This is a genomic window from [Mycobacterium] manitobense, assembly GCF_025821665.1.
Taxonomy (GTDB): domain Bacteria; phylum Actinomycetota; class Actinomycetes; order Mycobacteriales; family Mycobacteriaceae; genus Mycobacterium; species Mycobacterium arseniciresistens.
On sequence record NZ_JACKSJ010000086.1, the window covers coordinates 1 to 24,429 of the forward strand.

At 69.4% G+C, this 24,429-nt stretch carries 20 protein-coding genes and 1 pseudogene; 14 read left to right on the forward strand and 7 right to left on the reverse strand.

Annotated features, from left to right (window positions below):
• A pseudogene (locus tag H7I41_RS11260) lies at positions 1-261 on the forward strand (hypothetical protein); the annotation flags it as partial.
• 61 nt (positions 262-322) lie between these two features.
• On the opposite strand, the gene pgi reads toward H7I41_RS11260, so the two are convergent.
• Positions 323-1,987 (reverse strand): glucose-6-phosphate isomerase, encoded by a 1,665-nt coding sequence (gene pgi / locus H7I41_RS11265; protein WP_264012668.1) that lies wholly within the window; start codon positions 1,985-1,987, stop codon positions 323-325.
• Between the two features lie 50 nt (positions 1,988-2,037).
• Between pgi and H7I41_RS11270 the strand changes: the two genes are divergently transcribed.
• Together H7I41_RS11270 and H7I41_RS11275 are read left to right on the forward strand one after the other, a co-directional pair.
• Positions 2,038-3,486: an NAD-dependent succinate-semialdehyde dehydrogenase gene (locus tag H7I41_RS11270; RefSeq protein WP_264012669.1), complete on the forward strand. Its 1,449-nt coding sequence runs from the start codon at positions 2,038-2,040 to the stop codon at positions 3,484-3,486.
• A 137-nt stretch (positions 3,487-3,623) separates the two neighbouring features.
• A complete protein-coding gene (locus tag H7I41_RS11275) occupies positions 3,624-5,654 on the forward strand; it encodes an SGNH/GDSL hydrolase family protein (RefSeq protein WP_264012670.1) in 2,031 nt (676 codons plus the stop codon).
• A gap of 99 nt (positions 5,655-5,753) precedes the next feature.
• Here the strand turns inward: H7I41_RS11275 and H7I41_RS11280 are convergent, their stop codons facing one another.
• Positions 5,754-6,053 carry a chorismate mutase gene (locus H7I41_RS11280; protein WP_264012671.1) on the reverse strand — a complete coding sequence of 100 codons (300 nt, stop codon included), beginning with the start codon at positions 6,051-6,053 and terminating at the stop codon, positions 5,754-5,756.
• Positions 6,054-6,253: 200 nt separating this feature from the next.
• On the opposite strand from H7I41_RS11280, the gene pcrA reads away from it, so the two are divergent.
• Positions 6,254-8,572, forward strand: a complete 2,319-nt coding sequence (gene pcrA, locus H7I41_RS11285; RefSeq protein ID WP_264012672.1) for a DNA helicase PcrA — start codon at positions 6,254-6,256, stop codon at positions 8,570-8,572.
• On the opposite strand, the gene H7I41_RS11290 is transcribed toward pcrA, so the two are convergent.
• The 3 genes from H7I41_RS11290 to H7I41_RS11300 form a co-directional block, all read right to left on the reverse strand.
• Positions 8,573-9,082, reverse strand: coding sequence for a hypothetical protein (locus H7I41_RS11290; RefSeq protein ID WP_264012673.1), 510 nt, complete (start codon positions 9,080-9,082; stop codon positions 8,573-8,575). It lies immediately after the preceding gene.
• 86 nt (positions 9,083-9,168) lie between these two features.
• Positions 9,169-9,828 (reverse strand): hypothetical protein, encoded by a 660-nt coding sequence (locus H7I41_RS11295; RefSeq protein ID WP_372503729.1) that lies wholly within the window; start codon positions 9,826-9,828, stop codon positions 9,169-9,171.
• Positions 9,829-10,929: a M23 family metallopeptidase gene (locus H7I41_RS11300; RefSeq protein WP_264012674.1), complete on the reverse strand. Its 1,101-nt coding sequence runs from the start codon at positions 10,927-10,929 to the stop codon at positions 9,829-9,831. It abuts the gene before it with no gap.
• A gap of 249 nt (positions 10,930-11,178) precedes the next feature.
• On the opposite strand from H7I41_RS11300, the gene sucC reads away from it, so the two are divergent.
• The 3 genes from sucC to H7I41_RS11315 all read left to right on the forward strand — a co-directional run bounded on the left by sucC (position 11,179) and on the right by H7I41_RS11315 (position 14,933).
• Complete coding sequence (gene sucC, locus H7I41_RS11305; RefSeq protein WP_264012675.1) at positions 11,179-12,342, forward strand: ADP-forming succinate--CoA ligase subunit beta; 1,164 nt, start codon at positions 11,179-11,181, stop codon at positions 12,340-12,342.
• A gap of 12 nt (positions 12,343-12,354) precedes the next feature.
• Positions 12,355-13,257 carry a succinate--CoA ligase subunit alpha gene (gene sucD, locus H7I41_RS11310; protein WP_264012676.1) on the forward strand — a complete coding sequence of 301 codons (903 nt, stop codon included), beginning with the start codon at positions 12,355-12,357 and terminating at the stop codon, positions 13,255-13,257.
• Between the two features lie 143 nt (positions 13,258-13,400).
• Complete coding sequence (locus tag H7I41_RS11315; protein ID WP_264012677.1) at positions 13,401-14,933, forward strand: acetyl-CoA acetyltransferase; 1,533 nt, start codon at positions 13,401-13,403, stop codon at positions 14,931-14,933.
• Between the two features lie 80 nt (positions 14,934-15,013).
• Here the strand turns inward: H7I41_RS11315 and H7I41_RS11320 are convergent, their stop codons facing one another.
• Positions 15,014-15,862, reverse strand: coding sequence for an LLM class F420-dependent oxidoreductase (locus H7I41_RS11320; RefSeq protein ID WP_264012678.1), 849 nt, complete (start codon positions 15,860-15,862; stop codon positions 15,014-15,016).
• A gap of 71 nt (positions 15,863-15,933) precedes the next feature.
• Between H7I41_RS11320 and H7I41_RS11325 the strand changes: the two genes are divergently transcribed.
• The 7 genes from H7I41_RS11325 to purH all read left to right on the forward strand — a co-directional run bounded on the left by H7I41_RS11325 (position 15,934) and on the right by purH (position 23,563).
• Positions 15,934-16,503 (forward strand): hypothetical protein, encoded by a 570-nt coding sequence (locus H7I41_RS11325; protein ID WP_264012679.1) that lies wholly within the window; start codon positions 15,934-15,936, stop codon positions 16,501-16,503.
• Positions 16,463-17,653, forward strand: a complete 1,191-nt coding sequence (locus tag H7I41_RS11330; RefSeq protein WP_264012680.1) for a type III PLP-dependent enzyme — start codon at positions 16,463-16,465, stop codon at positions 17,651-17,653. Before H7I41_RS11325 ends, H7I41_RS11330 begins: the two co-directional genes overlap by 41 nt.
• A gap of 57 nt (positions 17,654-17,710) precedes the next feature.
• Entirely contained in the window at positions 17,711-18,841 is a 1,131-nt protein-coding gene (gene sfnG, locus H7I41_RS11335; protein ID WP_264012681.1) for a dimethylsulfone monooxygenase SfnG, read from the forward strand.
• A 159-nt stretch (positions 18,842-19,000) separates the two neighbouring features.
• Positions 19,001-19,864: a DUF5336 domain-containing protein gene (locus tag H7I41_RS11340; RefSeq protein WP_264012682.1), complete on the forward strand. Its 864-nt coding sequence runs from the start codon at positions 19,001-19,003 to the stop codon at positions 19,862-19,864.
• A 60-nt stretch (positions 19,865-19,924) separates the two neighbouring features.
• Positions 19,925-21,361: a cell division protein PerM gene (locus tag H7I41_RS11345; RefSeq protein WP_264012683.1), complete on the forward strand. Its 1,437-nt coding sequence runs from the start codon at positions 19,925-19,927 to the stop codon at positions 21,359-21,361.
• Between the two features lie 10 nt (positions 21,362-21,371).
• Positions 21,372-22,001 carry a phosphoribosylglycinamide formyltransferase gene (purN, locus tag H7I41_RS11350; protein ID WP_264012684.1) on the forward strand — a complete coding sequence of 210 codons (630 nt, stop codon included), beginning with the start codon at positions 21,372-21,374 and terminating at the stop codon, positions 21,999-22,001.
• Positions 21,998-23,563 carry a bifunctional phosphoribosylaminoimidazolecarboxamide formyltransferase/IMP cyclohydrolase gene (gene purH, locus H7I41_RS11355; RefSeq protein WP_264012685.1) on the forward strand — a complete coding sequence of 522 codons (1,566 nt, stop codon included), beginning with the start codon at positions 21,998-22,000 and terminating at the stop codon, positions 23,561-23,563. The genes purN and purH overlap by 4 nt, the downstream gene beginning before the upstream one ends.
• Before the next feature lie 11 nt (positions 23,564-23,574).
• On the opposite strand, the gene H7I41_RS11360 is transcribed toward purH, so the two are convergent.
• Positions 23,575-24,429 (reverse strand): LpqN/LpqT family lipoprotein (locus tag H7I41_RS11360; RefSeq protein WP_264012686.1); only part of this gene is annotated, 855 nt, incomplete at its 5' end.

Genomic DNA, 24,429 nt, shown 5'->3' on the forward strand with positions numbered 1-24,429 from the left:
GGGTCCGGACGGCGCCAATGCTGCCGCGGTTCCCGGTGGTCGGGTCCGGACGGCGCCAATGCTGCCGCGGTTCCCGGTGGTCCGGCCGCTGCGGCAGGCCCGGGCGGCGCGGAAGCCGTGGTCCCGGGTGGTCCGGCCGCTGCGGCAGGCCCCGACGGCGCTGAGGTCGCGATTCCCGGTGGGCCGTCCGGCGTGGCCGGCCCCGGCGGGGTGAGCGGGTGCGTCGCCCCGAACATCTGCGGCACCATCCCGGCCGGCTGACACAAGCTAGCGATTCGGCGCGGAACCCACACATAGGGTGGGTTTCCGCGCCGAACTGCGTTCAGGCCGAGCGACCGCGCTCCTGCCGGTAGCGCCGCACGAGAGCGTCGGTGGAACCGTCGGACAGCGCCTCGGGGGACGCGTCGGCGGTGATCACCGGCAGCAGCGCCTTGGCCTGGGTCTTGCCCAGTTCCACGCCCCACTGGTCGAACGAGTCGATGCCCCACACCACGCCCTCGGTGAACACCTGGTGCTCGTAGAGCGCGATGAGCTGCCCCACCACCGACGGGGTCAGCTTGGTCGCGAGGATCGACGTGGTCGGCCGGTTGCCGGGCATCACCTTGTGCGGCACCACGTCAGCAGGGGTGCCTTCCGCGGCGATCTCGTCGGCGGTCTTGCCGAACGCCAGCACCTGCGTCTGGGCGAAGAAGTTGCTCATCAACAAGTCGTGCATGCTGCCGTCGCCGTCAGCGGTGGGCAGATCGTCGGTGGGCTGGCTGAAGCCGATGAAATCGGCGGGCACCAGACGCGTGCCCTGATGCAGCAGTTGATAGAACGCGTGCTGGCCGTTGGTCCCCGGCTCACCCCAGAAGATCTCCCCGGTGTCGGTGGTGACGGGTGTTCCGTCCGCCCGCACCGACTTGCCGTTCGACTCCATGGTCAGCTGCTGCAGGTACGCCGCGAACCTGGACAGGTCGTTGGCGTAGGGCAGCACCGCCCGCGACTGCGCGCCGAAGAAGTCGGAGTACCAGAGCCCGATCAGGCCGAGCAGCACCGGCGCGTTGGACTCCAGCGGCGTGTACTTGAAGTGCTCGTCGATCAGGTGGAAGCCGGCGAGGAAGTCGGCGAAGCGTTCCCTGCCGATCGCCGCCATCACGCTCAGGCCGATCGCGCTGTCGACGGAGTACCGGCCACCGACCCAGTCCCAGAATCCGAACATGTTGTCGGTGTTGATGCCGAAGTCGTCGACCAGCTTCTTGTTGGTCGACACCGCGACGAAGTGCTTGGACACCGCCGCGTCGCCGAGGGTGTCGGTGAGCCAGCGCCGCGCGGCGGTCGCGTTGGTCAGCGTCTCCAGCGTCGAGAACGTCTTCGACGCGACGATGAAAAGCGTTGTGGCGGGGTCGAGTCCGTCGAGCTTGGCGACGAGGTCGGCGGGGTCCACGTTGGACACGAAGCGTGCGGAGATCCCGGCGTCGGCGTAGTGCCGCAGCGCGTCGTACACCATCACCGGACCGAGGTCGGACCCGCCGATGCCGATGTTGACCACCGTCGTGATGCGCTCACCGGTGGCACCCGTCCACTCCCCGCTGCGCAGCCGGTCGGTGAAATCGCCCATCCGGTCGAGCACGTCGTGGACGTCCTTGACGATGTTCTGCCCGTCGACCTCCAACTCGACACCGCGGGGCAGCCGCAGCGCTGTGTGCAGCACGGCCCGGTCCTCGGAGGTGTTGATGTGCAGCCCCGAGTACATCGCGTCGCGGCGCTGTTCCAGGCGGGCCGCGCGGGCCAGGTCGAGCAGCAGCTCGAGTGTCTCGCGGGTGACGCGGTGCTTGCTGTAGTCGATGTAGAGATCGCCGACCTTCAGCGTCAGTTCGGTGCCGCGGGCCGGGTCGTCGGCGAACAGCTCGCGCAGGTGCAGGCCACCGATCTCGTCATGGTGGCGCTGCAGCGCCTGCCACGCGGGAGTCGCGGAGATGTCGGGAATGGTGGTGTCGGCACTCATGTTTCCGACCCTAGTGCGGGCGCGGGATCAAAGGTGTAAATGATGGATGTATGGACACCACCGCGCTGCTGAAGTCAGTACCCACCGGGCTGTGGATCGGCGGTGAGGAGCGCACGACGTCGTCGACGTTCAACGTGCTGGATCCCAGCGACGACCAGGTGATCGCCACGGTGTCCGACGCGGGAGCCGAGGACGCCGTCGCCGCCCTGGACGCCGCGTGCGCGGTGCAGGCCGAGTGGGCCGCGACCGCGCCGCGCAAGCGCGGCGAGATCCTGCGGTCGGTGTTCGAGGCGATCACCGAGCAGGCCGACGACATCGCCGCGCTGATGACGCTCGAGATGGGCAAGGTGGTCGCCGAGAGCAAGGGCGAGGTGACCTACGGCGGCGAGTTCTTCCGGTGGTTCGCCGAGGAGGCGGTGCGCATCGGCGGCCGCTACACCCCGAGCCCGGCAGGCACCGGTCGCATCATCGTCACCAAGCAGGCCGTCGGGCCGTGTTACGCAATCACCCCGTGGAACTTCCCGCTGGCGATGGGCACCCGCAAGATGGGTCCGGCGTTCGCCGCCGGCTGCACGATGATCGTCAAGCCGGCGCAGGAGACGCCGCTGACGATGCTCTACCTGGCCAAGCTGATGGACGAGGCCGGGCTGCCCAAGGGCGTGCTGTCGGTGCTGCCGACGAGCAGCCCCGGCCCGGTCACCGAAGCGCTGATCGACGACGGCCGGCTGCGCAAGCTGACGTTCACCGGGTCGACGGGCGTCGGCAAGTCGCTGGTGAAGCAGTCGGCCGACAAGCTGCTGCGCACGTCGATGGAACTCGGCGGCAACGCACCGTTCGTGGTGTTCGACGACGCCGACATCGACGCCGCGGTCGACGGCGCGATCTTGGCCAAGATGCGCAACGGCGGCGAGGCGTGCACGGCCGCCAACCGCTTCCACGTCGCCAACTCGGTGCGCGAGGAGTTCACCGAGAAGCTGGTCAAGCGGATGAGCGAGTTCACCCTCGGCAAGGGCCTCGACGAGTCGGCGACGCTCGGCCCGCTGATCAACTCCAAGCAGCTGTCGAAGGTCACCGAACTGGTCTCCGATGCGGTGTCGCGCGGCGCGACGGTCGCCGTAGGCGGCGTCGCCCCCGGCGGCCCCGGCAACTTCTATCCGGCGACGGTGCTGGCCGACGTCCCCGCCGACGCCCGCATCCTCAAGGAGGAGGTGTTCGGCCCGGTCGCCCCCATCACCGGCTTCGACACCGAGGAGGAGGGCATCGCCGCCGCCAACGACACCGAATACGGGCTGGCCGCCTACGTCTACACCCGCTCGCTGGACCGGGCGCTGCGCGTCGCCGAGGGCATCGAATCGGGCATGGTCGGCGTCAACCGCGGAGTGATCTCCGACGCCGCGGCCCCGTTCGGCGGCATCAAGGAATCCGGCTTCGGCCGCGAGGGCGGCACCGAGGGCATCGAGGAGTACCTCGACACGAAGTACATTGCGCTAACGCGTTAGCGCGGGCGGACATCGCGCTGTGACCAAGTAGATCGTTGTAGTCAAGTCGGTCGCGAACGCGCCGCCGCGCCTTCACGATCGGAGCCGCGGCGGCCCATAGACTTCCATGCTCGGGGCTCGACATGGGAGGGCATGGCATGACTGCGGCGCCGGTCCGCGTCGGCGGTCGACGCCGATGGGTCGCCCCCGCAGCCGAACCCCCGCGTCGCAGCCCGGCCAAGGGTCGTGACATCCCCGCCCTCGACGGTCTGCGTGCGGTCGCGGTGGCGCTGGTGCTGGCCCAGCACGGGGGACTGCCGGGGGTGCCCGGCGGCTTCCTCGGTGTCGACGTGTTCTTCGTCCTCAGCGGATTCCTGATCACCTCGCTGCTGCTCGACGAGCTCGGCCGCACCGGCCGCATCGGGCTGCGCGACTTCTGGATCCGCCGGGCTCGCCGTCTGCTGCCCGCGCTGCTGGTGGTGGTGGCCGCCGTGCTCCTGGTGCGCGACCTGTTCCCGCCCGACGCGGTGACCGCACTGCGCGACGACGCCGTCGCGACATTCTTCTGGGCCGCCAACTGGGCGTTCGTCGCCCAACACACCGACTACTTCGCGCAGGGCAGCCCGCCGTCGCCGCTGCAGCACATGTGGTCCCTCGGAGTCGAGGAGCAGTTCTACCTCGTCTGGCCGGTGCTGCTGCTCCTCGTCATCGGGGTGCTCGGCGTGCGGCGGCGGGTGCCGAGCCTGCGGACGGTGCGCTGGACGGTGTTCGGGCTCGCGACCGCAGGCGCCGCGGCATCGGCCGCCGCGGCGGTGTTGCTGACGTCGGACGCCACGGCCAACCGGGTGTACTTCGGCACCGACACCCGGGTGCAGGCGCTGCTGCTCGGAGCGGCCGCCGCGGCGCTGCTGGTGCGCGACTGGTCGACCGTCACGATGGGCACGCCGATCCGCTCGCGGTGGGGACGCGCGCTGGCGCGGGTGCTCTCGCTGGTGGGACTGGCGGGTGTCGCGGTGCTCTCTCACTACGCCACCGGCAGCCCCGCCGAGTACCGGGCCGGGCTGTTCACCGCCGTCGCCGCCGCCGCGCTGCTGGTGGTCGCGACCGTCGCGCTCGACCAGCGCGGACCCGTGGCGCGCATGCTCGCGTTGCCGCCGCTGGTATGGCTGGGCGCTGTCTCCTACGGCGTCTACCTCTGGCACTGGCCGGTGTTCATGGTGCTCAACGGCGAACGCACCGGGTGGTCGGGGTGGCCGCTGTTCGCGGCCCGGTGCGCGGCCACACTGCTGGTGGCCGCGCTGTCGTGGTGGCTGATCGAGCAGCCGGTCCGGCGCTGGCGGCCGTCGTCGGTGCCGATGCTGCCGCTCGCGGTGGCAACAGTGGCGACGGCTGCGGTGGTGACCGTCTCCGTCGTCCCCATCGGCATCCACCCCGCCGAGGACGCGGGCCCTCCGCTCGAGGTGGCGTCGGCGGCGGCGGTGCTGCCGGAGATCCCGGTCGCCGTCGGCACGAACGACACGCAGCACCCGCCGGGAACGCGCACCGTCGCGGTGTTCGGGGACTCGGTTGCCTGGACGTTGATGCGCTACCTGCCGTCGACGCCGGGACTGCGCTTCATCAACTACACGACCATCGGCTGCGGCATCGCCCGCGGCGGCCCGTACCGGATGACCGGCGAGACGCTCAATCAGAAGCCCGAGTGCGACACCTGGCCGGCCCGGTGGGCGCAGCGGATCAATCACGACCGCCCCGACGTGGTGCTGCTGATGGTCGGCCGGTGGGAGGTCGTCGACCGGGTCAACGAGGGGGACTGGACCCACGTCGGCGAGTCGGGTTACGACGCCTACCTGCGCGGCGAGTTGCAGCGGGCGCTCGACACCCTCGGCTCGACCGGGGCGGAGGTGCTGGTGACGACGGCGCCCTACAACCGGCGCGCCGAACAGGCCGACGGCAGCCTCTACCCGGAGGACGACCCCGACCGCGCCGACGAGTGGAACGACCTGCTGCGCGAGGTGGTGGGCGACCGCCCGAAGGTGTCGGTGCTGGACTTCAACAAGAAGCTGTCCCCGCGCGGCTACTACACCACACGCGTCGACGGCATCCGGTTGCGCAGCGACGGCGTGCATCCCACGCCAGAAGCGGTGGAGTGGTTGACGCCGTGGCTGACCGACGCACTGCGCGGCCCGTGACCCGTCGCCGCTGAGCGCCACCGTTGCGCGGAACTGCATTCCCGGTCATCAAGCGCGCGACTTGCCAACCGGGAATGCAGTTCCGGCGGAACTTGGCAATCAGTGACCGAGGCGGCCGCGGCCCATCCGCAGCAGCAGCATGGCGAGGTCCTTGCCCTCCGGGCCCAGCCGGCTGTAGCGCTCGAGCACTTTCATCTCGCGACTGTGCACCAGGCGGGTGCCACCGGAGGCCATCCGGGCCTTGCCGATGAGCTTGGACACCTCGGTGCGGCGCGCGACGGCCTGCAGGATCGTGGCGTCGAGCTCGTCGATCTCCAGACGCAGCGCGTCGATGTCGTGCGTGGTTTCGGATTCGACTGACATCGGTGACTCCTCGTTGTGTGTGTTTGATGGTGTCATCCGGAACCAGGTCTCACACAGCAAACGAGCCCCGGATCCGGAAGCGGACCGCGGGGCTCTGTGTAGAAGCAGCTAGACCACGGGCACCGCTGGCCGGTACCCGTCGAAAAATCGCCGCTTGCTGAGCACGCGAATCAGTGTGCCACCAACTGCCACATCGGCGCAAAGGTGTCACCGTGCGGCGGTAGGTTTGGAGCAGTATGACTGTCACCTCCCACACCTCGGAAACCGACCAGTTGCTCGACGGGCTCAATCCGCAGCAGCGCCAGGCGGTGCTGCACGAGGGTTCGCCGCTGCTGATCGTCGCCGGCGCCGGGTCGGGGAAGACGGCGGTGCTCACCCGCCGGATCGCCTATCTGCTGGCCGCCCGCGAGGTCGGTGTGGGTCAGGTGCTGGCGATCACGTTCACCAACAAGGCCGCCGCCGAGATGCGCGAACGCGTGGTCGGGCTGGTGGGCCCGCGGGCCCGCGCGATGTGGGTGTCGACGTTCCACTCCACCTGCGTGCGGATCCTGCGCAACCAGGCGTCGCTGCTGCCGGGACTGAACTCCAACTTCTCGATCTACGACTCCGACGACTCGCGGCGGCTGCTGCTGATGATCGGCAAGGACATGGGGCTGGACACCAAGCGGTACTCGCCGCGTTTGCTGGCCAACGGCATCTCCAACCTGAAGAACGAGCTCATCGACCCGGAGCAGGCGGCCTACGACGCCTCCAACGCCGACGAGGACCTGCCGCGCATCATCTCCGAGGTCTACGCCGAGTACCAGCGGCGGCTGCGGGGCGCCAACGCCCTGGACTTCGACGACCTGATCGGCGAGACGGTCGCTGTGCTGCAACGCTTCCCGCAGATCGCCCAGTACTACCGGCGACGGTTCCGGCACATCCTCGTCGACGAGTACCAGGACACCAACCATGCCCAGTACGTGCTGGTGCGCGAGCTGGTGGGCCGGGCCGGCCCGGACGACGACACCACAGGCGTGCCGCCGGCCGAGCTGTGCGTGGTGGGTGACGCCGACCAGTCGATCTACGCCTTCCGCGGCGCCACCATCCGCAACATCGAGGACTTCGAGCGCGACTACCCGAACGCGACGACCATTCTGCTGGAACAGAACTACCGCTCGACGCAGAACATCCTCAACGCCGCGAACTCCGTCATCGCCCGGAACACCGGCCGTCGGGAGAAGCGGCTCTGGACCGACGAGGGTGCAGGCGAACTGATCGTCGGCTACGTCGCCGACAACGAGCACGACGAGGCCCGCTTCGTCGCGCAGGAGATCGACGCCCTTGCCGACCGCGGCGACATCACCTACAACGATGTCGCGGTGTTCTACCGCACCAACAACTCCTCACGTGCGCTCGAAGAGGTGTTCATCCGCGCCGGCATCCCCTACAAGGTGGTTGGCGGCGTCCGGTTCTACGAGCGCAGGGAGATCCGGGACATCGTCGCCTACCTGCGGGTGCTCGACAATCCCGGGGACTCTGTGAGCATGCGGCGCATCCTGAACACCCCGCGCCGGGGCATCGGCGACCGGGCCGAGGCGTGCGTCGCCGTCTACGCCGAGAACACCGGCTCGAGCTTCAACGACGCCCTGCAGGCCGCCGCGGAGGGCCGGGTGCCGATGCTGAACACCAGGGCGGAGAAGTGCATCTCCGGCTTCGTCACGATGCTCGACGAACTGCGCGGACGCCTCGACGACGAGCTCGGCGACGTGGTCGAAGCTGTTCTCGACCGCACCGGTTACCGTGCCGAACTGGAGGCGTCCAGCGATCCGCAGGACCTCGCCCGTCTCGACAACCTCAACGAACTCGTCAGCGTCGCACACGAATTCAGCATCGACCTGGCGAACGCCGAGGCGCTGGCCGACGACGAGCCCGTCGACGAGGACATCCCCGACACCGGCGTCCTCGCGAAGTTCCTCGAGCGGGTGTCACTGGTGGCCGACGCCGACGAACTGCCCGAGCACGGCGCAGGCGTGGTGACCATGATGACGCTGCACACCGCGAAAGGCCTCGAGTTCCCGGTCGTGTTCGTCACCGGCTGGGAGGACGGGATGTTCCCGCACATGCGGGCGCTCGGCGATCCGACGGAGCTGTCCGAGGAACGTCGGCTGGCCTACGTCGGCATCACCCGCGCACGCCAACGGCTGTACGTCAGCCGGGCCAAGGTGCGGTCGTCCTGGGGTCAGCCGATGCTCAACCCAGAGTCGCGGTTCCTGCGCGAGATCCCGCAGGAGCTCATCGACTGGCGGCGTACCGACCCGACGCCGTCGTACTCGGCTCCCGTCAGCGGTGCCGGCCGGTTCGGCACTCCGCGTCCGGCGCCTGCGCGCTCGTCGGCGGCCAAGCGCCCTCCGCTCGTCCTGGAGCCCGGCGACCGGGTCACCCACGACAAGTACGGCCTGGGCCGCGTCGAGGAGGTCTCGGGCGTCGGGGAGTCGGCGATGTCGCTGATCGACTTCGGCAGCGCCGGCCGGGTGAAGCTGATGCACAACCACGCGCCGGTCAGCAAGCTCTAGTCAGCGCCGTCTGCGCGCGGCACACCAGCGCCCGGTCGACGGCAGCAGCGCCAGCACGGCCGTCACGACGTGCAGCACCGACCACGTGGCGTCGGACGTGTCGATCCGCGGCGCCGACGGTCCGGTCGCCAGTTCGACGACGCTGTACGCCACCAGCGCCGCGCACACCACGGCGACCACGTACCGCGCCGCTCCGACCCGCATCAGCAGCACCGCCGATGCGATCATCAGCGCCACCGAGCCGACCAGCGGGACGAGCACACCGAGCGCCAGCAGGCTCATGAATGCCACCGCTTCGCCCTTGGCCTCCGAGCCCCCGAACAGCACCGTGAGCAGGCCGACACCGGCGACCGCCAGCAGCATCCCGATGAGTGGCAGGGCACCGCTGACGAAGCCGAGGATGCCGGCGGTGATGGCAGTCGCGCCGCTCGGCCGCGGGTCAACCGGGGGAGCGAACGGCGGGTATCCCGGCGGGGCAACGTAAGGCTGCTGGTGTTGCCACGGGTTCACCGGATCAACATAACAACGGCAGACACCCGGTCAGCGCGGCGATTTCACCGTCGACTCCGCGTGCACGGCGCGTGCCTCTCGCACTTCTACGCCGTGGGCGCAGCGTGGTCGGCAGGAGAGGACCGGCTCCACCTGGCCGTCGACGGCAGCATCGTCAGCGCGATGCCGGCCAACGGCAGCACCGGGATGGCATAGACGACGGGCGGCAGCTTGGCACCCGCGACGAACAGGCTGGCGAAGATGAGCAGGCTGATCACCGAGCCGACCACGATCAGCAGCCGACCCATCCGGCGGCGCAGCAGCAACAGAACGAGCCCGCCGATGATCGCCGCGGCGGTGATCGCGCTGAGGAACCCGACGGCCACGCAGAACAGCCGGTCGGTGCGCCACCACCCGGTGATCAGATCGGTCGCGATGACCGCGGTGGCCCAGCCGCTGACGATGCTGACCACCGCGGCGGCCACGGCCGTTCGCGGGTCGGCGTCGCCCGCCTGCTTCGGGATGGCCGTCGGCCTGGGACGCGGGATGTAACCGGTCTCCTGCAGCGATGCGGGTTCGATGTAACTGGTCTGCGGTTCGCCTTCGGGCATCGCGGGCAGTTCGCCGGTGGGGTGGCGGCGGATGATGCCGGTCTGCGACTCGTCCTGAACGGGAACAGGTGTCGACGGGGTCGCGCTGTCGGGCTGACGCCGGATGATGCGCGTCTGGTCTGAGGAAGGGCCGCTCGGGAAGACTCCGTCGCTCACTCAGCCAACATAGCTGCCGGTGCTGACTCCCCGCTTCGCCAGCCAGCCGACCGGATCGATCCGGTTCGAGCCGTTGAGGAGCACCTCGAAGTGCAGGTGGGGACCGGTCGAGTTACCGCGGTTTCCCATGGTGGCGATCTGGTCGCCGGCCATCACGCGCTCGCCCATGGAGACGCTCCACGTGTTGAGGTGGCCGTAGAGGGTGACGGTGCCGTCGGAGTGGCGCAGCTTGACCCAGGCGCCGTATCCGGCGGTAGGGCCGACGTCGACCACGACGCCGTCAGAGGCGGCCAGGATCGGGGTGCCGATCGGACCTGCGATGTCGATGCCGCCGTGCAGCACACCCCACCGGTAGCCGAAGCCCGACGTCCACACGCCGCGGGTGGGCATCACGAACAGCGGGCGCATCTGACGCGCCTCGCGCTCCGCGCGCTCCTGGGCGAAGGCGGCGGCCTTGGTGATCTCCTCGGCGTGCACCGACGCCTCGGCGTTCGAGGCGACCGTGACGATCTGCATGCCGTCGACCGAACCGGTGACCGAGGCGCCGTTCACGGCCGTCTCGCCGGCGGCCAGCACGGTGTCGCCGGGGACCGGCTCGGTGGCGTTACTCATCGAGTAGGCGCCCGCGGCGGTCGCACCGGCGGCCATGGCGGCGATCATCAGCCGGCTCTTGACAGCGCCTGCGGACTCTTTGCGGTGAAGGCCGCGCCTGCCCGCCATGTCGATGATGTCGGTGGCGGCCGATCCGTCGCTGACGTCGGTGTGACTGTCGCGGTAGGCGTGGGTCGACTGCCGGGCGCGCCGCGAGTGGGCGGTGCGGGAATCGGTTGCCACGTCGGCACGGAACTCTGAAGGAACGGCCAGCCGGAGCGGCGTCTCGTTGCAGTCGTGCAGATCGTCGAGCTCAGGAGCGTGGATGACCTGCGATTCCCGGTCGAACGCGGTGTGGTCGCGGAACTCGAGGTCGCCGAGACCGCCGAACTCGTTGAACGGGATGATGTCGGTGATCTCGGTCTGATGCTCGAAGTACGGATTGGACCGCCATTGCCGAGCGTTCGTCGAGGCTCCTTGCGGAGTAGGGGACGAACGGTGCTGCGCCAACCTGAATAGTCCTTCTATCCGTGACCTGAACGTTATCGAAGACCAGAGGCACGTTAACCAAATTCCAATGTTGGTGGCAACCTGTGGGACTATTCCAGCAGGTTTTGTGACCTGTATCACTGACGGCCGCCGGTGAGATCTGCCACATGAGAGGTAGGCGGTGCCGACGCGTCACTGCGGTGTCGATAAGGTTCCCCCGAGCCGGTCAGGCGCAACCCTCGACGTCAACCCAAGACAGACAGTGAGCCCATGGATCTCTTCGAATACCAGGCGAAAGAGCTGTTCGCCAAGCACAACGTGCCCACCACGCCCGGACGGGTGACGGATACCGCCGAGGACGCCAAGGCCATCGCCGAGGAAATCGGCAAGCCCGTGATGGTCAAGGCACAGGTCAAGGTCGGCGGCCGCGGCAAGGCCGGTGGCGTGAAGTACGCCGCCAACGCCGACGAGGCCTTCACCCACGCGCAGAACATCCTGGGCCTGGACATCAAGGGCCACGTGGTGAAGAAGCTGCTCGTCGCCGAGGCCAGCGACATCGCCGAGGAGTACTACATCTCGTTCCTGCTCGACCGCTCCAACCGCACCTACCTGGCGATGTGTTCGGTCGAGGGCGGCATGGAGATCGAAGAGGTCGCCGCCACCAAGCCCGACCGGCTGGCTCGCGTCCCCGTCGACGCGACCAAGGGTGTCGACGAGGCCGTCGCCCGCTCGATCGCCGAGCAGGGCCACCTGCCCGCTGAGGTGCTCGACGCCGCCGCGGTGACCATCGCCAAGCTGTGGGAGGTGTTCGTCAAGGAGGACGCCACCCTGGTCGAGGTGAACCCGCTGGTGCGCACGCCCGACGACCAGATCCTGGCCCTCGACGGCAAGGTCACCCTCGACGCCAACGCCGACTTCCGGCACGAGGACCACGAAGAGTTCGAGGACAAGGACGCCACCGATCCCCTCGAGCTCAAGGCCAAGGAGAACGACCTCAACTACGTCAAGCTCGACGGTGCCGTCGGCATCATCGGCAACGGCGCGGGCCTGGTGATGTCCACGCTGGACGTCGTCGCCTACGCCGGTGAGAAGCACGGCGGCGTGAAGCCCGCCAACTTCCTGGACATCGGCGGCGGCGCCTCGGCCGAGGTGATGGCCAACGGCCTCGACGTCATCCTGAACGACAGCCAGGTCAAGAGCGTGTTCGTCAACGTGTTCGGCGGCATCACCGCCTGCGACGCCGTGGCCAACGGCATCGTCAACGCGCTGAAGATCCTCGGCGACGAGGCCAACAAGCCGCTGGTCGTCCGGCTGGACGGCAACAACGTCGAAGAGGGCCGGCGCATCCTGGCCGAGGCGAATCACCCGCTGGTCATCCAGGCCGACACCATGGACGAGGGCGCCGACAAGGCCGCCGAGCTGGCGAACAAGTAAGGAAAGCAACGGATGTCAATCTTCCTGAACAAAGACAGCAAGGTCATCGTCCAGGGCATCACCGGCGGTGAAGGCACGAAGCACACCAAGCTGATGCTCAAGGCCGGCACGCAGATCGTCGGCGGGGTGAACGCGCGCAAGGCGGGCACCACTGTCAAGCACGAAGACAAGGACGGCAACGAGGTCGAGCTGCCGGTGTTCGGCAGTGTCGCCGAGGCGATGAAGGAGACCGGCGCCGACGTGTCGATCGCCTTCGTGCCGCCCTCGTTCTCGAAGGACGCGATCATCGAGGCCATCGACGCCGAGATCCCGCTGCTCGTCGTGATCACCGAGGGAATCCCGGTGCAGGACAGCGCGTATGCGTGGGCCTATAACGTCGAGAAGGGCGAGAAGACCCGCATCATCGGGCCGAACTGTCCCGGCATCATCACCCCCGGCGAGTCGCTGGTCGGCATCACGCCGAACAACATCACCGGCAAGGGCCCCATCGGCCTGGTGTCGAAGTCCGGCACGCTGACCTACCAGATGATGTACGAGCTGCGCGATCTCGGCTTCTCGACCGCGATCGGCATCGGCGGCGACCCCGTCATCGGCACCACCCACATCGACGCCATCGAGGCGTTCGAGAAGGACCCCGAGACGAAGGTCATCGTGATGATCGGCGAGATCGGCGGCGACGCCGAGGAGCGGGCCGCCGACTACATCAAGGAAAACGTCTCGAAGCCGGTCGTCGGCTACGTCGCGGGTTTCACCGCGCCGGAGGGCAAGACCATGGGCCACGCCGGCGCCATCGTGTCAGGTTCGTCGGGCACCGCCGCCGCCAAGCAGGAGGCGCTGGAGGCCGCGGGCGTGAAGGTCGGCAAGACGCCGTCGGAGACGGCCACGCTGGCTCGCGAGCTGCTCGAAAGCCTCTAGACAGCACGTCGAGACTGCGGTCAGATCGCGAATCCTCCGGGTTTCGCGATCTGGCCGCAGTCTCGCTTTTGGCAGGCGGCGGATTGGAACACGTTCCAGTTTTCGGTTAGCCTGACGAAGTAACACTTCTCAGGAGGTCCGTGATGCCGGTTGATCCCCGCACGCCCGTCATCGTCGGCGTCGGCCAGTTCACCGAACGGATCGACGACCCGGACTACCGCGGACTGTCGGCTGTCGACCTCGCCACCGCCGCGGTGCGGGCGGCGCTGGCCGACACGGGCGCCTCGGCCGATGACGTGGCCGAGGCCATCGAGGTGTTCGTCGGGCTGCGCCAGTTCGAGATCTGCACGCCGTTCGCCGACCCGCCGCTGGGCGCCTCGGACAACTATCTGCGCTCGGTCGCCCAACGCATCGGCGCCGACCCCGCGCGAGCGGTGCTCGAGCCCATCGGCGGCAACGGGCCGCAGAAGGTGATGACGGAGTTCGCCGGGGCGATCGCCGCGGGCGACATCGAGGTGGCGTTGATCGTCGGCTCCGAGCCTGGGTCGACGGCGAAGTACTACTCCGCCCGAGACGACAAGCCGGACTTCACCGAACACGTCGGCGGACAACTCGAAGACCGTGGCTACGGCTTCGAGCAGTACATGAGCGAATACACCGCGGGGCACGGACTGACGGGCGCACCCGTGCAGTACGGGCTGCTCGACAACGCGCGTCGCGCCCGGCTGGGGCTCGGCGTCGCCGACTACCGCCGCGAGATGGCCGAATTGTTCTCGCCGTTCTCGAAAGTCGCTGCCAAGAACCCGTTCTCATCGTCCCCGGTGGAACGGTCGGTCGATGAGATCGTCACCGTCACCGACGAGAACCGGATGATCTGCGACCCGTATCCCCGGCTGCTGGTCGCTCGCGACACCGTGAACCAGGGCGCGGCGGCGCTGGTGATGTCGGTGGCCGCGGCACGCCGGCTCGGGGTGCCGCAGGAGAAGTGGGTGTACCTGCGTGGTCACGCCGACCAGACCGAGCAGGACCTCTTGGACCGCCCCGACGTCAGCGTGAGCGTCTCCGCGGAACAGGCTGTCGCGGAAGCGCTCCGGGTTGCGGGCATCGGCATCGACGACGTGGCGACGTTCGACCTCTACAGCTGCTTCCCGTTCCCGGTGTTCGCCGTCTGTGACGCGTTCGGACTCGCGCCGGACGATCCACGGGGATTGACGCTCACCGGCGGGCTGCCCTACTTCGGCGGGCCCGGCAACAGTTACTCGCTGCACGGCATCGCCGAGACTGTCGCCGAGATGCGGGACAAGCCGGGCAGTTTCGGACTGGTCGGCGCTAACGGCGGTGTGATGAGCAAGTACTCGGTCGGCGTGTACTCCACCGAGCCCGCCGATTGGGCGGCGGATCGCAGCAGGGAGTTGCAGGCCGACATCGCCGCGCTGCCGAAGGTCGCGGTCACCCGCAACGCCGACGGCCGCGGCACCATCGAGACGTACTCCGTGCGCTATGACTGGCCGGACACCACGGGCGTGATCATCGGCAGGCTCGACGCCGACGGCAGTCGCTTCATGGCGCTCACCACCGACGCGGACCTGGTGGCGCTCATGACCGAAGGCGACCCGCTGGGGGCGGCGATCGCCGTGACGAACGACGGCACGACGAACCTCGCGACGCTGGCCTAGGGGCCCCGTCACGCGCGAACGTGAGCTTGTGCGCGAGATTCGAGGAGATCTTCGAACACAAGCTCACGTTCGGCTGCGAGCTACACCAGTGCCGCGAGCTTCCCGGCCAGCCGCTCGACGTATCCCGCGACCTCGGCGTCGGACTTGTCCGGCAGTCCGAACAGCACCTCGGTGACGCCGATCTCGCGCCAGTGCGCCAGCTTGTCGGGGTCCGGTTTGAAGTCCAGCGCGACGATCTGCGGCGCGCCGTCGCGACCCGCCGCCGCCCAGGTGTCCTGCAGCAGTTTCACCGGCTCGTCGATGTCGAATTCGCGCGGCGTGGTGATCCAGCCGTCGGCGCTGCGGGCGATCCACTTGAAGTTCTTCTCGGTGCCTGCGGCGCCCACCAGGATCGGGATGTGCGACTGCACCGGCTTCGGCCATGCCCACGACGGCCCGAACTTGACGAATTCGCCGTCGTAGGAGGCTTCCTCCTCGGTCCACAGCGCCCGCATCGCCTCGAGATACTCACGCAGCATCGTGCGCCGGCGGCCGGGCGGAACGTTGTGGTCGGCGAGTTCGTCGGTGTTCCAGCCGAATCCGACGCCCAGCGAGACCCGCCCGCCGGACAGGTGATCGAGCGTCGCGATCGACTTGGCCAGGGTGATCGGGTCGTGTTCGACCGGCAGGGCCACCGCCGTCGACAACCGCACCCGCGACGTCACCGCGCACGCCGTGCCCAGCGACACCCACGGGTCGAGCGTCCGCATGTAGCGGTCGTCGGGCAGCGACTCGTCGCCCGTCGTCGGGTGTGCGGCCTCCCGCTTGATCGGGATGTGCGTGTGCTCGGGCACGTAGAACGTGCGGAAACCGTGGTCGTCGGCGAGCTTGGCGGCCGCCGCGGGCGCGATGCCCCGGTCGCTGGTGAAGAGAACGAGCCCGTAGTCCATGCCGTGAATTAGAACGTGTTCTAGTCCCAAGGGCAAGGCCGTCGCGGGCGCAGAGGCGTAGTGCACTACGCATGACGCCGGCCGCGGGGCCGACGAACGTCTCCGCCATGGGGATTCGGCGCCGAGCCCGCGGCAAGGTCATGGAATGGGTTCGGCGTTACCTGCCGAACGAACTCGCGGGATGGACGGCCGAAGTCGGCAGCGCTTTGGCGACCTATCAGCTCACCGGCTCCTACGCCGCCGCGGTCGTGGCGGGCACCATCGGCTCGTCGGCCGGCTACTACGCCACCGCCTACGTCAACGGCGTGCGCTGGGCCCACCGATCGCTCGCGGGCCGCAACACCGTGCTGCGGATGCTCCTCGCCAACGGACTCGCCGTCCGCAGCATCGCCGTGGAGTTCGGGCCCGCCGAGGCGATCGACAGCATCGTCATCCGGCCTGCCGCGCTGTTCGCCGGCCCGTTCCTCGTCGGCAGTACCGCGCTGGGCTGGGTTCTCGGCAGCCTCGCCGCCGACCTCGCCTTCTACGTCTTCGCGATCTTCAGCTACGAGCGGTTCAGCACACTGCTGGTCCGCCGCCCCACCACAGAGGAGATAACGGATGGATGCGACGGTCCGGTCACGTCGATCGCTGCTACGTGAGGAACTGCGCGGAAGCTCGGGTACCGGGGCCGCCCGCTACCGGGCACTGGCCGCACGGCACGGCACCCCGCTGCTGCTGCTCGACGCCGGCCGCGTCACCGCCCGCTACCGCGAACTCGCGGCCCATCTGCCCGGCTTCGGCCTGCACTACGCCGTCAAGGCCGCGCCGCACCCATCGGTGCTCGCGGCCGTCGCCGCGTGCGGGGGAAGCTTCGACGTCGCCACGAATGGCGAAATCGACCTGCTGCGGTCGCTCGGGCTGAGTGTGTCGCGCTGCATCCACACCCACCCGGTCAAGAAGCCGACCGACATCGACCACGCCTACGCCGCCGGAATCCGCACCTTCGTGGTCGACAACCCCGTCGAGGCGCAGAAGTTCACCGGCCGCCCGGACGACATCGAGGTGCTGGTGCGGCTGGCGTTCCGTAACCCGTCGGCCAAGTCCGACCTGTCGACGAAGTTCGGCGTCGAACCCGACGAGGCCGAACTGCTGGTCAAGCACGTCCTCGCGGCCGGCGTCCAGTTCGCCGGATTCAGCTTCCACGTCGGCAGCCAGGGGTCGACGGCCGAGCCGTACCGCACCGCGCTGCGCGGCACCCTCGACCTCGTCGGCCACATCGCCGACACGCTGGCCGTGCCCACCCGGGTGATCGACATCGGCGGCGGCTTCCCGGTCAGCTACCGCGAGCCGATGCCCACCCTCTCCGCCGTCGCCGGGATCGTCGACGAGGTGCTCGGCGCCCGCCGCGGCGAGTTCACCCTGCTGGCCGAGCCGGGCCGCTTCCTCGCCGCCGACTCGATGACCCTGCTCACCAGCGTCGTCGGCAGCGCCCAACGCGGCGGCCGGCAGTGGCACTACCTCGACGACGGCGTCTACGGCAGCTACTCCAACGTGATGACCGAGGACGTCCACCCGCCGATCCTGGCGCTGAGCGAACTCGAGGGCGTCGCGGCCGACGACGTCGTCACGCTGGCAGGCCCCACCTGCGACAGCGTCGACGTCGTCGCCCGCGACTACCCGATGCCGCCGCTGGCGGTCGGCGACATCCTGGTCAGCCCGATGATGGGCGCCTACACCGCGGTGACCGCGTCACGCTTCAACGGGATCGCCGCGACGCCGATCGTCGATCACACGAGGCCGGCCACATAACTTCAGCCAGAGCGATACCCGCGACGGCCGTCGCTCCCGCTGCTGGGATGACTGACCATGACGACCGAACGGATCGCCGACCACGTCAAGTTCGCCTACTGGGTGCCCAACGTCAGCGGCGGCCTGGTGACGAGCACCATCGAGCAGCGCACCGACTGGAACTACGAGTACAACAAGAAGCTCGCGCAGACCGCGGAGAACAACGGCTTCGAGTACGCGCTGAGCCAGGTCCGCTACGAGGCCAGCTACGGCGCCGAGTACCAGCACGAGTCCACCAGCTTCAGCCTCGCGCTGCTGCTGGCCACCGAGCGGCTGAAGGTGATCGCCGCCGTGCACCCGGGCCTGTGGCAGCCCGCGGTGCTCGCCAAACTCGGCGCCACCGCCGACCACCTGAGCAACGGCCGGTTCGCGGTCAACGTGGTGTCGGGCTGGTTCAAGGACGAGTTCACCCACCTCGGCGAACCGTGGCTCGAACACGACGAGCGCTACCGGCGCAGCGCTGAGTTCCTGCAGGTCCTGCGCAAGATCTGGACCGAGGACGACGTGGACTTCCGCGGCGACTTCTACCGCATCCACGACTTCACGCTGAAGCCGAAACCGGTCAACACCGCCGAGCGGCCCAATCCGGAGATCTTCCAGGGCGGCAACTCCACGGCCGCCCGTCGCAACGGCGGCCGCTACTCGGACTGGTACTTCTCCAATGGCAAGGACTTCGACGGCGTCACCGAGCAGCTCGTCGAGGTGCGCGGCCACGCCCGTGAGGCGAACCGCGAGGTGCGCTTCGGGCTGAACGGATTCATCATCGCCAGGGACTCGGAAAAAGAGGCGAAAGAAGTCCTGAGGGAGATCGTCGACAAGGCCAACCGCCCCGCGGTCGAGGGCTTCCGCGGCGCCGTGCAACAGGCCGGGAACTCGACCGGCGACAAGAAGGGCATGTGGGCCGACTCGAGCTTCGAGGACCTCGTCCAGTACAACGACGGTTTCCGCACCGGGCTGATCGGCACGCCCGAGCAGATCGCGGAACGCATTGCGGCATACCGCAAACGCGGGGTCGATCTGATCCTCGGCGGGTTCCTGCACTTCCAGGAGGAGATCGAGTACTTCGGCGCCCGGGTGCTGCCGCTGGTCCGGGAAATCGAGGACAGCGAAAGGGATTCGGCGGACGCGCCGGTGCTGGTGTCGGCCTGAGCGCACAACGGCCGCGGCTTCCCACCCGTCGTTGGCCGCACTCGCAGGTCGGTGCGCTAGCGTGGGGAACGAATCGCTCACGGTTGTCCGTGCCGGCCGGAGACCACCGCGTCTCCGTCGTGCACATCTTCCCGACGCCCGACCAGCACAGGAGAGGCCATGTCGTACCCACCCGGTAGCCCCGGATACCCGCCGTCCCAGCAGCCGACCACCCAGTTCAGCGCGCCGACGCAGCAGTTCGGCAAGGTGCCCGACGCCGCAGGTGACACCGCGGCAGGGCCGAACAAGCTGCCGTCCTACCTGCTGCTCGCCGCGGCGGTGCTCGGACTGCTGAGCTTCCTGCTCAATGCGTTCGCGCCCGTCTTCGAGGCCAACGTGCCCACCGAGTACGAGAACATCCCCGGCATCGGCGGGGAGTCCGGCACCACCGAGGGCATGACGCTGGCGGTGGCCGCGCTGCTGCTGGCCGGCCTCTTCGCCGCCGTCGCCACGCTGCCCAAGCAGCGCAACTACACCGCCCTGGTCGCGGTCGTCTCGGTGCTCGGGTTCCTGCTGATCCTCACCAACATGTTCCAGAAGCCGGACAACGTGGACTACGGCTGGGCGTTGTGGCTGATCCTGATCTTCGCGCTGCTGCAGACCGGCGCCGCGATCGCCGCACTGCTGTTCGATTCGGGCATCGTCACCCCGCCTGCTCCCAAGCCGAAGTACGACCAGCAGCAGCAGTTCGGCCAGTACGGCGCGCCGGGCGGCTACTACGGCGGCCCCCAGCAGCACCCCGGTCAGCAGCAACTGCCCCAGCAGCGACCGGGCGGGTACCCCACGCAGTACGGCGGTGGCTACCCCGGTCAGCCCACCACCGGCGGCTTCCAGGCCGGCGGCCCCCAGGGCGGTTCGCAGAGCGGCCCGCCGACCCCGCCCACCGGCTTCCCGACCTACGGCCAGCCCCAGCAGCCGACCTCGCAGAATCCGGGTCAGCAGCAATCGCCGTCATCGCAGCAGTCCGGCCCCGCGCCGTCGTAAGCTGAGCCGCGCGTGCGTGAAGTACGCGCACGTCAGCCTGCGCGAGGAGCTGCCCCGCTAGTGGACAACCGGCCAGTCGCGACCCGCCAGGCGCGGGACCTGCTTCGGGTCGCGTTCGGGCCGTCGGTGGTGGCGCTCGTCGTCATCGCGGCGGTGACGCTGATCCAGCTGGTCATCGCCAACAGCGACATGACCGGCACGTTCGGCGCCATCGCCAGCATGTGGCTGGGGGTGCACGGTGTCCCGGTGTCGATCGGCGGCAGCGAACTGGGTGTGATGCCGCTGCTGCCGGTGCTGCTGATGACCTATGGCGCGATGCGTACCACCGCCGCCGCGATGACGCAGCGCGCGTCCTGGTTCGTCATCCGGTGGGTCGTCGCCTCGGCGCTGGGTGGGCCGCTGCTGATCGCCGCGATCGCCCTGGCGGTCGTGCACGACGCCTCCTCGGTGCTCACCGACCTGCAGACCCCGCACGCACTGCCGGCGTTCGGCGCGGTGCTGGCGGTGCATGCGATCGGGGCGGCGCTCGGGGTGGCGTCGCAGGTGGGTCGCCGCACGGTGCACGGCTCGCCGCTGCCCAACTGGTTGCCCGACGCGTTCCGCGCCGCGACAGCCGGGGTGCTGACGCTGGTCGGCCTGTCGGGTGTGGTGACCGCCGGATCCCTGGTGGTGCACTGGGCGACGATGCACGACCTGTACGCCATCACCGACTCAGCGTTCGGCCAGTTCAGCCTCACAGTGCTGTCGGTGCTCTACGCACCGAACGTCTTCGTCGGCGCATCGGCGGTGGCCGTCGGGTCCAGCGCCCACATCGGGCTGGCGACCTTCAGTTCGTTCACGGTGCTCGGGGGTGACGTGCCCGCGCTCCCCGTGCTCGCTGCGGTGCCGACGCCGCCGCTGGGACCGGTGTGGGTGGCGTTGCTCATCGTCGCGGCGGCAGCGGCGGTCGCCGTCGGCCAGCAGTGCGCGCGCAGGCCGGTGCCGCTGGCCTCCGCGGCGGCGAAGCTGGTGGTCGCCTCGTTCGCGGCGGCGGTGACAATGGCGCTGCTCGGCCACGCCGGCGGGGGACGGCTCGGCAACTTCGGCGACGTCGGCGTCGACCAGGTCACCTTCGGCCCCGCGGTGTTCCTGTGGTTCGTCGGTATCGGCGGACTGACGGTGTCGATGGCCGGAGGCATCGCGCGCCGCCCGAGACCGGCGAAGCTTCCGAAGCCCACGCCTGCGGACGAGGCGGCCGCGGTGGATGAACCCGCGCCCGAGACGGAAGCGGACGCCGAGCCGGTGCCCGGCCCGGAACTCCACACCGATGCCGAACCCGAGCCCGAAACCGAGCCCGAACCCGAGCCGCCGCCCGAGCCCGGTGAGCCGGTGGGCGATGAGCCCGCCGCCGCGGAACCCGGAGAACCCGTCGACCCGGAAGACCACTTCATCACCGACGACGACCTGACCGGCGACGAGGATGCGTCCCGCGATCCGTCCCGCAGACCCGCCGACTAGGCTGCTGCGGGTGCAGCAACCGCTACGTGTGCCCCCGAGTGCACCTGCGCGGCTGGTCGTACTGGCCTCCGGCACCGGGTCGCTGCTCGCCTCGCTCCTCGACGCCGCGTCGGGCGACTACCCCGCCCGCGTGGTCGCCGTCGGCACCGACCGCGCGTGCGCGGCGCTCGACATCGCGGACGAGGCCGGGGTGCCGTCGTACACCGTGCGTCTCGGCGACCACCCCGACCGGGACGCCTGGGACGCCGCGATCACCGACGCCACCGCCGCGCACCAGCCCGACCTGGTGGTGTCGGCCGGATTCATGAAGATCCTGGGCGCGCAGTTCCTCGGCCGGTTCCCCGGCCGCGTGGTCAACACGCACCCGGCGCTGCTGCCCGCGTTCCCTGGCGCGCACGCTGTACCCGAGTCGCTGGCCTACGGTGTCCGGGTCACCGGCTGCACGGTGCACCTCGTCGACGCCGGAATGGACACCGGGCCGATCCTCGCCCAGGAGCCCGTCGCGGTGCTCGACGGCGACGACGAGGCCACGCTGCACGAACGGATCAAGACAGTCGAGCGACGGCTGCTGGTGGATGTGTTGGCCGCGTTGGCGACTCGCGGCGTGACCTGGAGCGGACGAAAGGCGACCATAGGATGACCGAGGGACGCAAGCCGATTCGGCGCGCGCTGATCAGTGTCTACGACAAGAGCGGGCTCGGCGAGCTCGCGCGGGGCCTGCACGAGGCGGGCGTGGCCATCGTCTCCACCGGGTCGACCGCCAGAACCATTGCCGACAACGGGGTTCCGGTGACTCCGGTGGAGGACGTCACCGGATTCCCGGAGGTGCTCGACGGCCGGGTCAAGACCCTGCATCCGCACGTGCACGCCGGACTGCTGGCCGACACCCGCAAACCCGAACACGTCTCGGCCCTGGAGAAGCTCGGCATCGAGGCGTTCGACCTGGTGGTGGTGAACCTCTACCCGTTCAGCGAGACCGTCGACTCTGGCGCGTCGATGGACGAGTGCGTCGAGCAGATCGACATCGGCGGCCCGTCGATGGTGCGCGCCGCCGCGAAGAACCATCCCAGCGTGGCGGTCGCCGTCGACCCGCTCGGCTACGACGGTGTGCTGGCCGCGGTGCGTGCAGGCGGATTCACGCTCGCCGAGCGGAAAATCCTGGCCTCGTTGGCTTTCCGGCATACCGCGGAGTACGACGTCGCGGTGGCGTCGTGGATGGGATCGACGCTGGCGCCCGAGGAGCCCGCACAGCGGCTGCCGGCCTGGGTGGGCGGCACGTGGCAGCGCACCGCGGTGCTGCGCTACGGCGAGAACCCGCATCAGCAGGCGGCGCTGTACCGCGACGCAACGGCGTGGCCGGGGCTCGCGCAGGCCGAGCAGTTGCACGGCAAGGAGATGTCCTACAACAACTACACCGACGCCGACGCGGCGTGGCGTGCGGCGTTCGACCACGAGCAGATCTGCGTGGCGATCATCAAGCACGCCAACCCCTGCGGCATCGCGATCTCGTCGACGTCGGTCGCCGACGCCCACCGCAAGGCCCACGAGTGTGACCCGCTGTCGGCGTTCGGCGGCGTGATCGCGACGAACACCACGGTGAGCGTCGAGATGGCCGAGACCGTCGCCGACATCTTCACCGAGGTGATCATCGCGCCGGCCTACGAGCCCGGCGCGGTCGAGATCCTACAGCGCAAGAAGAACATCCGCATCCTCGTCGCGTCCGAACCGCAGCCCGGCGGCAACGAGTTCCGCCAGATCAGCGGGGGACTGCTGGTGCAGCAGCGCGACGCGCTCGACGCTGCAGGCGACGATCCGGCGAACTGGACGCTGGCCACCGGGGAACCCGCGGGCCCGGACACGCTGACCGACCTGGTGTTCGCCTGGCGGGCCTGCCGCGCGGTCAAGTCCAACGCGATCGTGGTCGCATCCGACGGGGCCACCGTCGGTGTCGGCATGGGCCAGGTCAACCGGGTCGATGCAGCGAAGCTCGCCGTGCAGCGCGGCGGCGATCGGGTGCGCGGCGCGGTGGCCGCCTCCGATGCGTTCTTCCCGTTCCCCGACGGGCTGGAGACGCTGGCCGAGGGCGGGGTGACGGCCGTGGTGCATCCGGGCGGGTCCGTGCGCGACGACGTCGTCACCGAGGCCGCCGCGAAGGCGGGCGTCACGCTGTACCTGACCGGGTCCCGGCACTTCGCGCACTGAGCGCGGCGTGGTTAGCGGCTGATCTTGGTCTGGGTGTCGATGGCGCCCATCACCTCGTCGAGCACCTGCCGCTGCGGTTCGGCGACGTCGGCATTGATCTGCAGCACGAAGAGGCCGTTCGGCGACGGCACCAGGGCCGTGGTCTGCGCGATGTCGCGCCGCAGCCCGTCGCGCAGGAACGTGCCGCGCACATGGACCGAGTCCAGTCCGTCGAGCTGTCCCTTGCGGCCGCCGCCGGACTCGTAGCCCGGCAGGTTCTTCAGCTCGTTGGGCGCGTACTCGAGCAGTCGCTGCGCGTCGACATCGCCCTCGAGCTTGGACACCAGCAGCGTGACCGTCGGCGGCTCCGGATTGCCCGGTGTCTCGCGGATGATCGCCGAGTACGCCCATGCCGGCCTGCGGGGACCCGCGTCGGACCAGCCGGGCGGGATCGGCATGGTGATCACCGGGGCGCCCGGCGTGGTGCGCTGGATGTTCGTCTCGTCGATCCGGTTCTCCCGGATGTAGTCGGCGATGGTGAACGCCCGGGCGTTCGACGGCGCCGACGGCTCCGTGGTGGACGTGCGGGTGGTGGTGGTCGTCGAGGTGTCGTCGGATGCGGTGGGCGGCGGCGAGGGCGCCGGGTCCGAGCCGCCGAGGCGGGTCAAGCCGAAGATGCCCGCGCCGATAAGGATCAGCACAGCGACGATGCCGCCGGCGATCAGCAGCGGGCGTCGCTTCCCTGGCGCCTTCGGACGCGGCGGCGGCGCGCCGAATCCGGCCGCGCGCGACGGTTCGTCTCGCGGCGGCGTCCACGGTGAGACGTACACCGGCGGTGCGGGGTGCTGGCCGTGGGACCGCGGCACTGGCGGCCGGGCGTGCGGACC

Bases quoted from the DNA above. Each gene is read 5' to 3' on its own strand.
- pgi (WP_264012668.1), bottom strand. From the start codon at position 1,987: ATGAGTGCCGACACCACCATTCCCGACATCTCCGCGACTCCCGCGTGG.
- H7I41_RS11270 (WP_264012669.1), top strand. From the start codon at position 2,038: ATGGACACCACCGCGCTGCTGAAGTCAGTACCCACCGGGCTGTGGATC.
- H7I41_RS11275 (WP_264012670.1), top strand. From the start codon at position 3,624: ATGACTGCGGCGCCGGTCCGCGTCGGCGGTCGACGCCGATGGGTCGCC.
- H7I41_RS11280 (WP_264012671.1), bottom strand. From the start codon at position 6,053: ATGACACCATCAAACACACACAACGAGGAGTCACCGATGTCAGTCGAA.
- pcrA (WP_264012672.1), top strand. From the start codon at position 6,254: ATGACTGTCACCTCCCACACCTCGGAAACCGACCAGTTGCTCGACGGG.
- sucC (WP_264012675.1), top strand. From the start codon at position 11,179: ATGGATCTCTTCGAATACCAGGCGAAAGAGCTGTTCGCCAAGCACAAC.
- sucD (WP_264012676.1), top strand. From the start codon at position 12,355: ATGTCAATCTTCCTGAACAAAGACAGCAAGGTCATCGTCCAGGGCATC.
- H7I41_RS11315 (WP_264012677.1), top strand. From the start codon at position 13,401: ATGCCGGTTGATCCCCGCACGCCCGTCATCGTCGGCGTCGGCCAGTTC.
- H7I41_RS11320 (WP_264012678.1), bottom strand. From the start codon at position 15,862: ATGGACTACGGGCTCGTTCTCTTCACCAGCGACCGGGGCATCGCGCCC.
- H7I41_RS11325 (WP_264012679.1), top strand. From the start codon at position 15,934: ATGACGCCGGCCGCGGGGCCGACGAACGTCTCCGCCATGGGGATTCGG.
- H7I41_RS11330 (WP_264012680.1), top strand. From the start codon at position 16,463: ATGGATGCGACGGTCCGGTCACGTCGATCGCTGCTACGTGAGGAACTG.
- sfnG (WP_264012681.1), top strand. From the start codon at position 17,711: ATGACGACCGAACGGATCGCCGACCACGTCAAGTTCGCCTACTGGGTG.
- H7I41_RS11340 (WP_264012682.1), top strand. From the start codon at position 19,001: ATGTCGTACCCACCCGGTAGCCCCGGATACCCGCCGTCCCAGCAGCCG.
- purH (WP_264012685.1), top strand. From the start codon at position 21,998: ATGACCGAGGGACGCAAGCCGATTCGGCGCGCGCTGATCAGTGTCTAC.